13 protein-coding genes are annotated in these 14,575 nt (G+C 58.3%); 9 read left to right on the top strand and 4 right to left on the bottom strand.

Going from position 1 to position 14,575, the window contains the following annotated elements; translation table 11 throughout:
- The first annotated feature begins 25 nt into the window (after window positions 1-25).
- The 3 genes from zipA to M2407_RS11370 all read left to right on the top strand — a co-directional run bounded on the left by zipA (window position 26) and on the right by M2407_RS11370 (window position 3,339).
- The gene (zipA, locus tag M2407_RS11380) at window positions 26-1,024 is read left to right on the top strand and encodes a cell division protein ZipA (protein ID WP_020827987.1); all 999 of its coding nucleotides are present in this window, start codon (window positions 26-28) and stop codon (window positions 1,022-1,024) included.
- A 78-nt stretch (window positions 1,025-1,102) separates the two neighbouring features.
- Complete coding sequence (ligA, locus tag M2407_RS11375) at window positions 1,103-3,124, top strand: NAD-dependent DNA ligase LigA (RefSeq protein ID WP_020827986.1); 2,022 nt, start codon at window positions 1,103-1,105, stop codon at window positions 3,122-3,124.
- The gene (locus M2407_RS11370) at window positions 3,124-3,339 is read left to right on the top strand and encodes a DUF3820 family protein (RefSeq protein WP_020827985.1); all 216 of its coding nucleotides are present in this window, start codon (window positions 3,124-3,126) and stop codon (window positions 3,337-3,339) included. Before ligA ends, M2407_RS11370 begins: the two co-directional genes overlap by 1 nt.
- 34 nt (window positions 3,340-3,373) lie before the next feature.
- Here the strand turns inward: M2407_RS11370 and M2407_RS11365 are convergent, their stop codons facing one another.
- Entirely contained in the window at window positions 3,374-4,366 is a 993-nt protein-coding gene (locus M2407_RS11365) for a bile acid:sodium symporter family protein (protein WP_048760964.1), read from the bottom strand.
- A 96-nt stretch (window positions 4,367-4,462) separates the two neighbouring features.
- On the opposite strand from M2407_RS11365, the gene M2407_RS11360 reads away from it, so the two are divergent.
- Complete coding sequence (locus tag M2407_RS11360) at window positions 4,463-5,383, top strand: LysR family transcriptional regulator (protein ID WP_020827983.1); 921 nt, start codon at window positions 4,463-4,465, stop codon at window positions 5,381-5,383.
- A 1-nt stretch (window position 5,384) separates the two neighbouring features.
- On the opposite strand, the gene M2407_RS11355 is transcribed toward M2407_RS11360, so the two are convergent.
- Entirely contained in the window at window positions 5,385-5,861 is a 477-nt protein-coding gene (locus M2407_RS11355; RefSeq protein WP_020827982.1) for a FlxA-like family protein, read from the bottom strand.
- Between the two features lie 59 nt (window positions 5,862-5,920).
- Window positions 5,921-6,469 (bottom strand): nucleotidyltransferase family protein, encoded by a 549-nt coding sequence (locus M2407_RS11350; protein ID WP_115058363.1) that lies wholly within the window; start codon window positions 6,467-6,469, stop codon window positions 5,921-5,923.
- Window positions 6,470-6,681: 212 nt separating this feature from the next.
- Here M2407_RS11350 and M2407_RS11345 point away from each other — a divergent pair, with 212 nt between their 5' ends.
- Entirely contained in the window at window positions 6,682-8,067 is a 1,386-nt protein-coding gene (locus M2407_RS11345; RefSeq protein ID WP_259218098.1) for an ethanolamine ammonia-lyase subunit EutB, read from the top strand.
- Window positions 8,064-8,855: an ethanolamine ammonia-lyase subunit EutC gene (gene eutC / locus M2407_RS11340; RefSeq protein ID WP_259218096.1), complete on the top strand. Its 792-nt coding sequence runs from the start codon at window positions 8,064-8,066 to the stop codon at window positions 8,853-8,855. Before M2407_RS11345 ends, eutC begins: the two co-directional genes overlap by 4 nt.
- Here eutC and M2407_RS11335 read toward each other — a convergent pair.
- The gene (locus tag M2407_RS11335) at window positions 8,834-9,736 is read right to left on the bottom strand and encodes a LysR family transcriptional regulator (protein WP_020827978.1); all 903 of its coding nucleotides are present in this window, start codon (window positions 9,734-9,736) and stop codon (window positions 8,834-8,836) included. The genes eutC and M2407_RS11335 overlap by 22 nt on opposite strands.
- Window positions 9,737-10,173: 437 nt before the next feature.
- On the opposite strand from M2407_RS11335, the gene budA reads away from it, so the two are divergent.
- The 3 genes from budA to M2407_RS11320 all read left to right on the top strand — a co-directional run bounded on the left by budA (window position 10,174) and on the right by M2407_RS11320 (window position 14,413).
- Window positions 10,174-10,953, top strand: a complete 780-nt coding sequence (gene budA, locus M2407_RS11330) for an acetolactate decarboxylase (protein ID WP_122079954.1) — start codon at window positions 10,174-10,176, stop codon at window positions 10,951-10,953.
- Between the two features lie 39 nt (window positions 10,954-10,992).
- Window positions 10,993-12,678: an acetolactate synthase AlsS gene (alsS, locus tag M2407_RS11325; protein ID WP_020827976.1), complete on the top strand. Its 1,686-nt coding sequence runs from the start codon at window positions 10,993-10,995 to the stop codon at window positions 12,676-12,678.
- Between the two features lie 160 nt (window positions 12,679-12,838).
- The gene (locus M2407_RS11320) at window positions 12,839-14,413 is read left to right on the top strand and encodes an ABC transporter substrate-binding protein (protein WP_409049651.1); all 1,575 of its coding nucleotides are present in this window, start codon (window positions 12,839-12,841) and stop codon (window positions 14,411-14,413) included.
- The last annotated feature ends 162 nt before the right edge of the window (window positions 14,414-14,575 follow it).

Here is a 14,575-nt window from a genome sequence, read left to right as displayed (position 1 = left end):
ATGTATTGGAACAACAGAGATAGCAATGATGCAGGATTTGCGTCTGATATTAATCGTTGTTGGCGCGATCGCCATAATAGCGTTGTTATTGCACGGTCTTTGGACCAGTCGTAAGGAACGCTCATCGCTTTTTCGCGATCGCCCAGCCAAACGTTCCAAAAAGGAACGTGAACAATCCCCGATCGACGATCTCGATGAAGGCGTGGGAGAGGTGCGTGTACGCTCCGCTCACCCGCAAGATGAGCCGTCCTTTGGTCATTTTGATGCCGCTCGCGAAGAACCCGTGGTTGCGCCCAAGCCCGCTCCGGCGGCTGAGCCAGCACCGCGTGCCGTTCAACCGGCTGCTCATCAGTCTCCGCCACCGCTGTCTCAGCGACCGGATTATGATGACATCCTGCTGGACAACTACGCGCAGGATGAAGACGACGAGCCGCAGCAGCCTGCGCCGCGCCGTGAACCGCGCGTTGACGATCTGCCGCCAGTGGCGCATGCAGCGGAGCCGGCGTTCCACGCCGAACCTGCTCATCAGCCACAGCCGGAAGAGAAGCCAGCGGTGGTGCACGAGCCTCAGCCTGCACCTGCTGCCGTCAAACCGGCAAAACTGAAAGAAACCGTACTGGTGCTGCACGTTACCGCACATCAGGGTGGCGTGATCGGCGGCGAAGTTCTGCTGCAGAGCGTGCTGCAGGCGGGCTTCCAGTTTGGCGAAATGGGCATCTTCCATCGCCATATCAGCCCTGCGGGCAGCGGTCCTGTGCTGTTTAGCCTGGCGAATATGGTTAAACCAGGGTCCTTTGATCCTGAGATGATGTCCGATTTCTCGACGCCGGGCGTATCGATGTTCATGATGGTGCCGTCGTATGGCGACGCTAATCAGAACTTCAAGCTGATGCTGCAGTCGGCACAGCGGATCGCCGACGACGTGGGTGGTGTGGTGCTGGACGACGAGCGCCGCATGATGACCCCGCAGAAGCTGGAAACCTACAAAGCGCGCATTCGTGAAGTGTTGGATAACAACGACTAAACGGCTGCTACGCGCACTGAACATCCGTAACAACAAAGCCCCCGCCTGCCGGGGGTTTTTTATCTTTGATGGTGAGCCATGGAATCGATAATCCAACAAATCAATCAACTACGAGCCTCACTGCGCCATCACGAATATCAATATCATGTGCTCGACGCGCCGGAAGTGCCGGATGCGGAATACGATCGCCTGATGCGTGAACTGCGCGAGCTGGAAAGCGCACATCCTGAGTTGATCACCGCCGACTCGCCCACCCAGCGCGTGGGCGCGGCCCCTTTGGCGGCGTTCGATCAGGTACGCCATGAAGTGCCGATGCTGTCGCTGGACAACGTTTTTGACGAAGAGAGCTTCCTGGCGTTCTACAAGCGGGTGCAGGATCGCCTGAAGAGCAGCGAGCCGCTGACCTTCTGCTGTGAACTGAAACTGGACGGCCTGGCGGTCAGTTTGCTGTACGAAGACGGCGAACTGGTGCGCGCTGCCACGCGCGGCGACGGCACCACCGGTGAAAACATTACCTCCAACGTGCGTACCATCCGCGCCATTCCGCTGCGTCTGACCGGTGACAACATCCCGCGTCGGCTGGAAGTGCGTGGCGAAGTCTTTATGCCGCAGGCCGGTTTCGAGCAGATGAACGAAGAGGCGCGTCGCAAAGACGGCAAAATCTTTGCCAATCCGCGTAACGCCGCCGCCGGGTCGATCCGTCAGCTTGATCCGCGCATCACCGCCAAGCGTCCACTGACCTTCTTCTGCTATGGCGTTGGCCTGCTGGAAGGGGGCGAATTGCCGCGCAGCCACTGGCAGCGGCTGATGCAGTTCAAAGCGTGGGGCTTGCCGGTTAGCGATCGCGCCAAATGTTGTACCGGCAGTGACGAGGTATTGGCGTTCTATCGTCAGGTAGAGCAGGACCGTGCGCAGCTCGGCTTTGATATCGACGGCGTGGTGGTGAAGATCGACGATATCGATCTGCAAGAAACGCTCGGCTTTGTGGCGCGTGCGCCACGTTGGGCAACGGCGTTCAAATTCCCGGCGCAGGAACAGATTACCCTGGTGCGCGAGGTGGAGTTCCAGGTTGGTCGTACCGGGGCTATTACCCCCGTGGCGCGCCTGGAGCCGGTGCTGGTTGCCGGGGTGATTGTTAGCAACGCCACGCTGCACAACGCCGACGAAATTGAACGTTTGGGCCTGCGCATTGGCGACACGGTGATCGTGCGCCGCGCGGGTGATGTGATCCCGCAGGTGGTTGGGGTGATGACCGATCGCCGCCCTGCAGACGCGCGTGAAGTTGTATTCCCGCAACACTGTCCGGTATGCGGTTCCGATGTCGAAAGAGTCGAAGGCGAAGCGGTGGCACGCTGCACCGGCGGGCTGATTTGCGCCGCGCAGCGTAAAGAAGCACTGAAGCATTTCGTTTCCCGCAGAGCGTTGGACGTCGACGGCATGGGTGACAAAATCATCGAACAGCTGGTGGAAAAAGAGTACGTCAAGAACCCGGCCGATCTGTTCCGCCTGTCCGCCGGCATTCTCACCGGGTTGGATCGCATGGGGCCGAAATCAGCGCAGAATCTGGTCAATGCGCTGGAGAAGTCCAAGCAAACCACCTTCGCCCGCTTCCTGTACGCGTTGGGCATCCGTGAGGTCGGTGAAGCCACGGCCGCCAATCTGGCCGCGCATTTTGGCACGCTGGAGAAGCTGTTTGCGGCTGACATCGAGGCTTTGAAAGAAGTGCCGGACGTCGGTGAAGTGGTGGCGAAACACACGCGGCATTTCCTGGACGAGGAGCTTAACCAGAAGGTTATCAATGAACTGATCAGCGACGAAATAGGCATCAACTGGCCGGCGCCGGTGGTGATAGTCGCGGACGAAATCGACAGCCCGTTTGCCGGTAAAACCGTGGTGCTGACGGGCTCATTGAGCCAGCTTTCACGCGATGAGGCCAAAGATCGCCTGACGGCGTTGGGCGCCAAGGTCAGCGGCAGCGTCTCGAAGAAAACCGATTTGGTGATTGCCGGGGAAGCCGCCGGTTCCAAGCTGGTGAAGGCGCAAGAACTGGGCATTGCGGTGATCGACGAAGCGGAAATGATCCGCCTGTTGGGTGCCTGATGGAAAAAGAGAACCTGCTGGAAATCGCCAACACCGTGATGCCGTTCGGTAAATACCAGGGGCGGGTGCTGATTGACCTGCCCGAGGAGTACCTGCTGTGGTTTGCTCGCAAGGGGGAGTTCCCGAACGGCAAACTCGGCATGCTGATGGAAATGACGTTGGCGATTAAAATCGAAGGGCTCGACCACCTGGTCAAGCCGCTGAAGAAAAGTTGAGTAGCCGGGCGCGGCAATCGTCGCGCCCGTTTGATTATCCCCGCGCCGTTTCGGCGTTTGGCACCGCCTGTTTTTCCTGCTGTTTCTTTTGATAGCGCCGCGCCAGCACGGCGCAGGTCATCAGCTGTACCTGGTGGAACACCATCAGCGGCAGCACCATAATCCCCACGGTAGCGGCCGGGAACAGGATATTGGCCATCGGGATACCGTTCGCCAGGCTTTTCTTCGAGCCGCAGAACACGATGGTGATCTCATCGGCTTTACTAAAGCCCAGCCAGCGCGCCATGTAAGTGTTCACCACCAGCACGATCGTCAGCAGCACCAGGCTGCCGACGATGATAAACACCAGCGAACCCAACCCGACCTGATGCCAGATACCGTGGGTGACGGCTTCGCTGAAGGCCGCGTAAACCACCAACAGGATCGAAGTCTGATCGGTCTTGCCAATCAGCTTACGGTTGCGTTCAATCCATTTACCAATCAGCGGGCGCGACAGGTGACCGGCCACAAAGGGCACTAACAGCTGCAGGACGATGGAACCTACCTGCTGCAGGCTGCCGGTTTCACCGTGAACGTTCATCAGCAGCCCCACCAGCAGCGGCGAAACGAAAATCCCCAACAGGCTTGACGCTGAAGCGCTGCATACCGCCGCCGCCACGTTGCCGCCTGCCAGCGAAGTAAAGGCGATGGCCGATTGCACGGTGGCGGGCAGAATGCACAGATAAATAAAGCCGGAATACAGCTCGGGGCTGACGTTGACCGGCGACCACCATTTAAACAGCACGCCCAGCGCCGGGAAAATAATGAAGGTGCTGAACATCACCCACAGATGCAGCCGCCAGTTGTTGCTGCCAGCCAGAATGGCTTCGCGCGACAGCTTGGCGCCGTGCATAAAGAACAGCAGGGCGATGGCGGCGATGGTCAGTGCATTCAGCCAGCCGACGAACTCGCCGCGCGCAGGCAGGAACGAAGCCAGCAGCACGGTGGCGATCAACGTCAGGGTAAAGCGATCGGGCAAGAATCTCATGGCGGCGTACTCGGATGAAAAATCAATGCGCCCATTGTCGCGCGGCGGGATATAATAATTAAATTGATTTATTTAATTCATTTATGAATAAAAAACATGAATTACTCGATTAAGCAGCTCAAGGTGTTTGTCGCCATTGCCCGCCACCGCAGTTTCAGCCGGGCCGGTGAGGCCATTGGTCTGACGCAGTCGGCGGTCAGCCACAGCGTGAAAGAGCTGGAAGCGGAGGTCGGCGTTCGCCTGCTCGATCGCACCACTCGCGAAGTGGTGCTGACCGACGCCGGACAGCGGTTGGCCAACCGCGTTGAGCGCTTGCTGGATGAGCTGCAGTCGTCATTGCTGGATGCGCGCAGCTTCGGCGTGCAGCGCAGCGGTACGGTACGGGTGGCGTCCAGCCAAACCATCTCCGCACACCTGATGCCGCAATGCATTGCGGCAGGGGAAAAGCAGTATCCGGATATTCGCATTATGCTGCGCGATCAGGCACAGCAACAGGTCCTGCACAGCATTCGCAACGCCGAAGTGGATTTTGGCATCGTGGTGGATCCGGTCCAGGCGGTGGATCTGGACTGCGAACCCATCCTGCACGAGCCCTTCCTGCTGCTGTGCCGTAACGATCACCCCTTCGCCGGGCTGGCCGAGGTGCACTGGTCGGCGCTGAACGGCAGTCGTCTGGTATTGCAGGACTATGCGTCCGGTAGCCGGCCGCTGATTGACAGCGCGTTGCGCCAGCAAGGCGTGGAAGCGCAGGTGGTACAAGAGATAGGCCACCCGGCAACGTTGTTCCCGATGGTGGCGGCAGGTATCGGCATCAGTATTTTTCCTGCGCTGGCGTTACCGCTGCCGGAAGGGGGGCAATTAAAGGTGCGTCGGCTGCTGCCGGAAATCAACCGCGCGCTGATGCTGGTGCGGCGTAAAAACCGTTCGCTGACACCCGCGGCGGAAGCCATCTGGCAAGTGGTTGGCCAGCAGGCGGCATTGTTGCAGCAGCAACGCCGACAACAGGCGGACTACTGAGTCAGATATACACGTCCACGGCGTTGGCCGCCGTCGGGCGGTTGATGCCATCGCCCTTGGCAGGGACAATGCTCTCATTGGCCTTGGCCATCTGCTCGGCCTGCTGTTTTTCCATCTCTTCTTTTTGAATCCGCGCGATCTCGGCCTGCAGCATCTTGATCTGCGCCTGAATCAGCTGTTTCTGTTTTTCGATCTCTTTGGGATCGCTGTCTGAATCTTTCAGGTCTACCAGTTTTTGCTGCAGAGCCTGAATCTGTTTGTTCAGCACTTTGATGCGCGCTGAAGCGCTGCTGTCGGAAACGCTAACCCGGTCGCTACCGCCCGCCGCTTTGGTTTCATTAGACTTGTCGCCTTCAGGTTGCTGATGTACCGGCTTGGCCATCAGCACCTGGCCTGTATTACCGGGGGCGCTAAAAACGTTGCTGACGCCGGGTACGGTATTTTTCACCGGAACAATCATGGTAATGCTGGTCGACATAATGCTCTCCCTGAGTCTTGATATGGCTACTCAGGGTATCGGCAGCGTGGGGAAAAACTTTACCCGCGAATTTGCCGCAGGCGCGGCCAGCGTTGTAACCAGCCCTTGCCGACAACCCGCTGTTCATAGGCATCGAGGTCGCCGTTTTTGGCATTGAAGGTAATAGTGTCGGCAAACAGCCCCTCGAGACCGAACGGCGCGACCAGCGTAATGCTGTCATCTGCATTCAGGCGTGCACCCACGGCTGTTTCCACCTCGGTCCAAAAGCTGATGGCGTCTTCGCTATTGCGATAAGGAGCCCGACCGCTACGCAAATGCATACGCGCCTGGTTTTTCACCGACCAGGGCTGTGGCAGCCACTCTTGCAGCCGCGTTTCCAGCATGTGGTCACGTTCCGCCTCCGGGCGCTGTGGGTCGAAATGGATCACGTCGATGTCGTTGAGCGGCGTAGATGTAACGTAACCGTGGCGCTGATCCCACACCAGATTGCGCACAAAACCGGCCCCCAGGCACCAGTCATTCAGCCCGAGGCGTCGCGCGGTGCGCAATGCCATCATTCTTTCGTTATCTTGCTGTAACCATTGGATAATTTTCTGCTGCAGACTCATTACCGCTCCTTAGTTGCGGCTACTGTAACCCGAAGCGACCGCAGGCGGAATGCCGTGCATGATTTTAGTGCACGCCACTGCAGCGTGGATAGCCCGAGATATGGGGATAATAGGCTGATTTCCGCCAAAAAATAATTTCACACGCCCACTGACTACACTTGGTACAGGGTTTGCAACTTCCACCGACCATTCAGGGCAGAACAGGGGGCGTTATGTATCAGGCCACGCTTAGCCGGCGCAGCTACCGCTTCAACGATTTACGCCAGTTGTTGGCCAAGGCATCGCCGGCACGTTCCGGCGATTATCTGGCGGAGGTGGCGGCGGACAGCGCAGAAGAACGCATGGCGGCGCGCATCGCGTTGGCGGATGTGCCGCTGAAAACCTTTCTTCAGCAACTGCTGGTGCCTTATGAACATGACGAGGTCACACGGCTGATTGTCGATAGCCACGATGCGTTGGCCTTTGCGCCGATATCGCACCTGACGGTGGGGGACTTCCGCGATTGGCTCTTGAGCGAGCAGGCGGACAGCGCGATGTTGGCACGGGTAGCTGCAGGCATTACGCCGGAAATGGCGGCGGCAGTGAGTAAATTGATGCGCAATCAGGATCTGATCCTGGTGGCGAAGAAGTGCCGGGTCATCACGCGTTTTCGCAATACCCTCGGCCTGCCGGGGCGACTCAGCGTGCGGTTGCAACCGAATCATCCTACCGACAGTCTGCAGGGCATCGCCGCCAGCATGCTCGACGGCCTGCTGTATGGTTGCGGGGATGCGGTCGTCGGCATCAATCCGGCCAGCGACAGCCTGCCGCTGCTGGAAAAGCTCAACTACATGCTGGACGACGTGATCCAGCGCTTCGCCATTCCGACGCAATCCTGTGTGCTGACCCATGTGACCAATACGCTACGGTTGATGGAGCGTGGCGTCCCTGTGGATTTGGTGTTCCAGTCGATCGCGGGTACCGAAGCGGCCAATCAGGGGTTCGGCATCAATCTGGCGCTGCTGGCGGAAGCGCAGCAGGCGGCACTGAGCCTTAACCGCGGCACCTTGGGCAATAACGTGATGTATTTCGAAACCGGGCAGGGCAGCTGTTTGTCGTCCAACGCACATCATGGTGTCGATCAGCAAACCTGCGAAGCGCGTGCCTATGCGGTGGCGCGTCATTTCTCCCCGTTGTTGATCAACACCGTGGTCGGCTTTATCGGCCCGGAATATCTGTACGATGGTAAACAAATTATCCGCGCCGGCTTGGAGGATCATTTTTGCGGCAAGCTACTTGGTCTGCCGCTAGGGTGCGACGTGTGCTACACCAATCATGCGGAGGCGGATCAGGACGACATGGACACGCTGCTGACGCTGTTGGCCACCGGCGGGCTGACTTTCCTGATTGGCGTGCCGGGTGCCGACGACATCATGCTCAATTATCAAAGCACCTCATTCCACGACGCGCTCTATATCCGCGAGCTGCTGGGGTTGAAACACGCACCGGAGTTTGCCGACTGGCTGACTAAAATGCAGATTACCGACGAACGGGGTCAACTGCGCGATACCGCCGCCAATCACCCTTTGCTACTGGCCTTGCAGGGAGAGAGACGATGAGCAAACCGGTGCACGTTAACCGTTGGGACGCGCTGCGCGCCTTTACCGATGCGCGCATTGCATTGGGGCGTACCGGTTCCAGCCTGCCTACGGCGGAGTTGCTTAAATTCGGTCTGGCGCATGCGCAGGCGCGTGATGCGGTACATCAGCCGTTTGATAGCGATACGCTGGCCGGGACATTGCAGGAGCAAGGTTGGCAAACCCTGACGGTGCACAGTCAGGCCGCCGATCGCACCGCCTATCTCCGTCGGCCGGACCTCGGGCGGCGTTTGGCTCCTGACAGCCGCAGCCTGCTGCTGGGCCTGCCGGAAAAACCGGCCGATCTGCTGCTGGTGGTGGCGGACGGTTTATCCTCCAAGGCGGTGCACCGTCAGGCGCTACCGTTGTTGCAGGCGCTGCGACCCTATCTCGATGGGATGGGGCTTTCGGTTGCCCCTGTGGTATTGGCACACCAATCGCGGGTCGCGCTGGGGGATGATATCGGCGAGTGTTTGCAGGCCAGAGCGGTGGCGATGTTGATCGGCGAGCGGCCGGGCTTATCGTCGCCGGACAGCCTTGGTATCTACCTTACCTGGGGGCCGAACACCCGGCGGCGCGAGTCGGAGCGCAACTGCATCTCCAACGTGCGTCCGGAAGGGCTGGATTATCCGCAGGCGGCGTTCAAACTGGCCTGGCTGCTGGAGCAGGCTTTCCAGCGTCGGCTGACCGGGGTGGAGCTGAAAGATGAAAGCGACAACCCGGCGCTGCAGGGACAGGTTTCCCCGCGTTACTCCCAGCTCGGTGGCTGACCGATGCTTTGTTTTAGCAGGGTAATAAACAGGTTCAGCCGCGCGGATACCTTCGCCACCGGCCGTAACAGGTAAATGCCCTGTTGCTCCTGGCGCGGGTCTTCCAGCACCTGCAGCAAGCGGCCGGCCTGAATATCCGGCCCGACCACCCAGTTGGGCAAAAAGGTGAGCCCCAACCCCAGTAGCGCCGCCTGGCGTTGAGCGGTAAAGTCGTCACAGCGCAGCACCATGCTGCAGCGGCTCATCAGAGGAACGCTGAGGATTTGCGCCCAACAGGCCGGTTGTTGCTTATGGTAGCGGGCAATCAGTCGATGCTGCGGCAATGCATTGAGGTCGGCCGGCTGTCCGTAACGGGCGATATAATCAGGGCTGGCGCACATCACCCAGCGCTGGGTCGCGATGCGGCTGGCGTACAGCCCGCTGTCTTTTTGCTCGCCGATACGAATGGCGGCATCCAACAGTTCCTGGGTCGGATCGGTTTGGCGTTCGGTCAAATCCAGGTCGACAAACAGTTGCGGATAGCGCTCGGCCAGCGTCGGCAACAGCGGCAGGATATAGGTTTTGCCGAAGGTGGGCAGACAGCTGATACGCAGCGTGCCTTGCGGCATATCGTTCCACGAAGCCAGTTCGGCACGGATGTCGGTGATATCCGTCAGCAGCGTGCTTGCTCGCGCCTGCAGCCTTTCGCCCGCATCCGTCAGCATCAAACCCCGCGTAGAGCGGATAAACAGCGTGGCGTCCAGCGCGTTTTCCAGCGCATCAATGTGGCGTACCAGCGAAGAAGGCACCATTCCCAGCTTGCGAGCGGCGGCGGAGAAGCTGCCCAACAGGGCCACCTCGAGAAATATCGGCAGATGTTCAACATAGCGGGCGTCATTCATCTTTGCATTATATGCAAAAGCGTTTCTTATGAATACCAGGTTCTCCGTCCGTCGCAATGCGGCTACTCTTTTTTCGGGCTTACGGAAAGCGATGGCATGCCGTGAACCCCGCCGCACAGAGAGAAAATGCATAAAACTCGCGGTTTTTAGAACTTTAAATACAGAATTTCCCCCAGGTTCCACCGTGTACCTGCGGTATTGATGATGACTTCAACACCAGATTAACCGTTCAAATTGATGCCCTGTTTACCAACAATGATTAGTGAATCTAAACCGTTGTTGACATTGGGCATCGCCGGCCTGCCGTGCCGGTTTTTTTGTCGCCGTTGGCTGAATCGTTCCAACTGAACGCGTTGCCGGCGACATCTTTGTTCACCTACGGGTGGGCATTTTTGAACGCGCGGAGCATTTCACTCCGCGCTGGTGGAGGAGTAGTTATGAACGAAGAGCATGGGTGTTCCTGCGCGCAGCATTTGGCGCAAGGGTTTGCCAGGCAGTCGCTGAGCGTTGGGGAGGGCGAGATCTATCAAATCTCGCTGATGAGCGCACTGATCAGCGGCGTTTACGAAGGGGAGGTCACCATTGCCGAATTGCTCAAGCACGGCAACTTTGGCCTGGGAACGTTCAATCACCTCGACGGCGAACTGATCGCCTTCGACCAGGAAATTCACCAGTTGCGCGCCGACGGCAGCGCACGACCGGCCAGTTTGCAGCAGAAAACCCCGTTTGCCGTTGTCACCTTTTTCCAACCTAGCGTTACCCAACACTTCGACAGTCCGATCACCAAGGCGCAGTTGCACCAGTGCATCGATGAGCAGGTGGCTTCGCCGAACCTGTTCTGCGCGCTGCGCGTCGACGGCGAATTCAGCCATGTGGAAACCCGCACCGTGCCGCGTCAGGAGCGGCCTTATCGTCCGATGCTGGAGGCGATAGAAGAGCAGCCGACCTTTGCCTTCCATCGACGTCAGGGTACCCTGGTTGGCTTCCGTTCGCCTGATTATATGCAGGGCGTTGGCGTGGCCGGTTATCACGAGCACTTTGTCACCGACGATCGCAACGGTGGCGGTCACGTGCTTGATTACCAACTTGACCACGGTCGCCTGCAATTTGGCGTGATCACCCGTCTCAATCTTCAATTGCCGCATGATGCGGATTTTCTGCGCGCCGACCTCTGTCCCGAGGATTTGGATAGCGCAATTCGTTCTGCCGAGGGTTAATTCCGCGACAGTCCTGGGTGTATTTTCAGGAGGTATTCCATGAACAAGGCAAAAACAGACAATAACTGGGCATGTGGCGCAGATTTGGTGGTGAAAAATCTGGAGGCGCAGGGGGTTAAACACGTATTCGGTATTCCGGGCGCCAAGATTGACCGGGTATTCGATTCGCTGGAAGACGCGCCGTCGATAGAAACGGTGGTGGTGCGCCACGAGGCCAACGCGGCGTTTATGGCGGCGGCGGTGGGGCGTTTGACCGGCAAGGCCGGGGTGGCGTTGGTGACCTCCGGGCCGGGCAGTTCCAATTTGATCACCGGGCTGGCGACCGCCACCTCGGAAGGGGATGCGGTCGTGGCGTTCGGCGGGGCGGTGAAGCGTGCCGACAACCTCAAACAGACCCACCAGAGCATGGATACCGTCAGTATGTTTCGGCCGGTGACCAAGTATTGTGCCGAAGTGCATGCCGGTTCGGCGATTTCTGAAGTGATTGCCAACGCTTTCCGCCACGCCGAATTCGGCCGTCCGGGGGCGTCTTTTGTCAGCCTGCCGATGGACATCGTCAATGAGCCGGTCAGCGCCCCGGTGCTGGCGGGGTGTCGGTTGCCGCGAATGGGGGCCGCCGCTGCCGAGGATATTCGCGCCGCAGTTAAGCTGATCCAACAGGCGAAGTGCCCGGTGTTGTTGCTCGGGCTGCAGGCCAGCCGCCCGGAAAACAGCGAGGCGGTGCGCCAACTGCTGCATCGCACCCATATGCCGGTAGTGGGGACCTACCAGGCGGCAGGGGTGATCGACGTTAATCACTTTGCACGCTTTGCCGGCCGCGTCGGCTTGTTCAACAACCAACCGGCCGACCAACTGCTGCAGAAAGCCGATTTGGTGGTCAGCGTCGGCTATGGCCCGATCGAATACGATCCCTGCATGTGGAACAGCCAGGGGCGATTGAAACTGGTGCATATCGACGTGCTGCCGGCGGACATCGATACCTGCTATCGTCCGGACGTCGAGCTGGTGGGCAATATCAGCGCCACGCTCGACATGATGACCGAAGCCTTTAACAGCGTGGTGAGCGTGCCGGCCGAAGTGGAATCGATCCTCAGCGATCTTGGTCGCCAGCGTACCGAACTGGCGGAACGTGCCGCACGGCGCGGCGGCATGCCAATCCACCCGCTGCGCATCGTCAAAGAGCTGCAGGATATTGTCAGCGACGACGTGACGTTGTGTGTGGACATGGGCAGTTTCCACATTTGGATTGCGCGTTACCTTTACAGCTTCCGTGCGCGCCAACTGCTGATTTCCAACGGCCAGCAGACCATGGGGGTGGCGCTGCCGTGGGCTATCGGCGCGGCGCTGGTGCGGCCGGGCGACAAAGTGGTGTCGATTTCCGGCGACGGCGGTTTTATGCAGTCGAGCATGGAACTGGAAACCGCCGTGCGGCTGAAAAATAACATCGTGCACGTGATTTGGGTGGATAACGCCTACAACATGGTGGAAATGCAGGAGGTGAACAAATACCGCCGCAAATCCGGGGTGGAATTCGGCCCTATCGATTTTAAAGCCTATGCCGAGGCGTGCGGGGCGGTCGGGTTTGCGGTGCAGTCGGTGGATGACCTGCGGCCCATGTTGCGCAAGGCGATGGAAATCCAGGGGCCGGTCGTGGTGGCCATTCCGGTCGATTACGCCGACAACTACAAGCTGATGGCGCAGATGAACTTCAGCCAGATGATTTAATTTCATCAGGCGTAAAAACCACGGGGAATGCCGTACGCGGTGCTCCCCGTTTTTTATGCCTAAAATTTGTTCTTTACATCCCTAACTTCATGATTTATTGGTATCCATCGAGTCTATTTTCTATACCGGGGATGGCAGGATGAAAACAAAAACACTCACAATGACGCTGGGATTATTGGCTTTGGCAGCGATGGGCGGTGCGCGCGCCAGTACGCTGGTTTATTGTTCCGAAAGCTCACCGGAAGGGTTTAACCCGCAGCTGTTTACCTCGGGCCCGACGGTGGACGCCAGTTCGGCGACGATCTACAACCGATTGGTGGACTTCAAAACCGGCACCGTTGAGCTGCAGCCCAGCCTGGCCGAAAGCTGGCAGGTGAGCGAAGACGGCAAAAATTACACTTTTCACCTGCGCAAGGGGGTGAAATTCCAGAGCAATAAATACTTTACCCCCACCCGCGATTTCAACGCCGACGACGTCATCTTCTCCTTCATGCGGCAAAAAGACGCCAATAACCCTTATCACAAGGTTTCCAACGGCGCTTACACCAACTTTGAGTCGATGGAGTTCGGCACGTTGATCAACAACATTGTCAAAGTGGACGATAACACCGTGCGCTTTGAACTTTCACGCGCTGAAGCGCCATTCGTGGCCGATCTCGGCATGTATTTCGCCACCATTCTCTCCGCCGAATATGCCGATGCGATGCTAAAGGCCGGTACCCCGCAGCGGGTGGACAACGACCCGATCGGCACCGGTCCCTTCCAGTTGGTGCAGTACCAGAAGGATGCGAAGATCCTCTATAAGGCGTTCAACCACTATTGGGAAGGCAAACCCAAGGTTGACCGTCTGGTGTTCTCAATTACCCCGGATGCGGCGGTGCGTTATGCCAAGCTGCAAAAAAATGAGTGCCAGGTCATGCCGTTTCCTAACCCGGCGGATCTGACACGCATGCGTCAGGATCCCAATATCCAGGTCATGGAGAAGTCCGGTCTGAATATCGGTTTCCTGGCGTTCAATACCCAGAAAAAACCGCTGGATAACGTCAAGGTGCGGCAGGCGCTGGCGCTGGCGGTGAACAAACCAGCGATCCTCGAAGCGGTGTTCCACGGCGCGGGCCAGCCGGCGAAGAACCTGTTGCCGCCGACCCAGTGGGGCAGCAATGACAAGATTGAGGATTACCCGTATTCCCCGGAGAAAGCCAAAAAGTTACTGCAAGAGGCAGGGCTGGGGCAGGGCTTTGCGATAGATCTGTGGGCGATGCCGGTACAGCGGCCCTACAACCCGAATGCCAAGCGCATGGCGGAGATGATCCAGTCCGACTGGGCGAAGATTGGCGTGAAGGCCAAAATTGTCACCTTCGAGTGGGGCGAATATCTGCAGCGGATAAAAAATGGCGAGCATCAAACGGCATTGATGGGCTGGACTACGGCCAATGGCGATCCGGATAACTTCTTTGGCCCGTTGTTTACCTGCGTATCGGCCAACGGCGGTTCGAACTCGGCCAAGTGGTGCTATCCGCCGTTCGACAAGTTGATTTCGCAAGCGCGTGAGGAAAACGATCACGCCAAGCGGGTGGCAATGTATGAACAGGCACAGGTGATGATGCATGATCAGATGCCGGCGTTGATGATTGCCCATTCGACCATTTTTGAACCGGTGCGCAAAGAGGTGAAAGGCTACGAGATCGATCCCTTCGGCAAACACATCTTCAAACAGGTTTCGCTGGAGAAATAATAAAAAAGGGGCTGCATGGCAGCCCCTTAGGTCGTTGGCAATCGGCTCTGCTTTTTTATGGTAGGGGCGCTGCATGCTGCGCCCAGTTGCATAAACACTGGATTTAATCGGGTCGAACATGTTCGACCCCTACCGGTTTAGCCCCTTAGTGGGGGTTAGCAG

Origin of the sequence: Serratia sp. BIGb0234 (assembly GCF_024809915.1) — a bacterium.
GTDB lineage: Bacteria > Pseudomonadota > Gammaproteobacteria > Enterobacterales > Enterobacteriaceae > Serratia > Serratia liquefaciens.
Note: the sequence above shows the minus strand (reverse complement) of the source record. Positions and strands in the feature narration are given on the sequence as shown.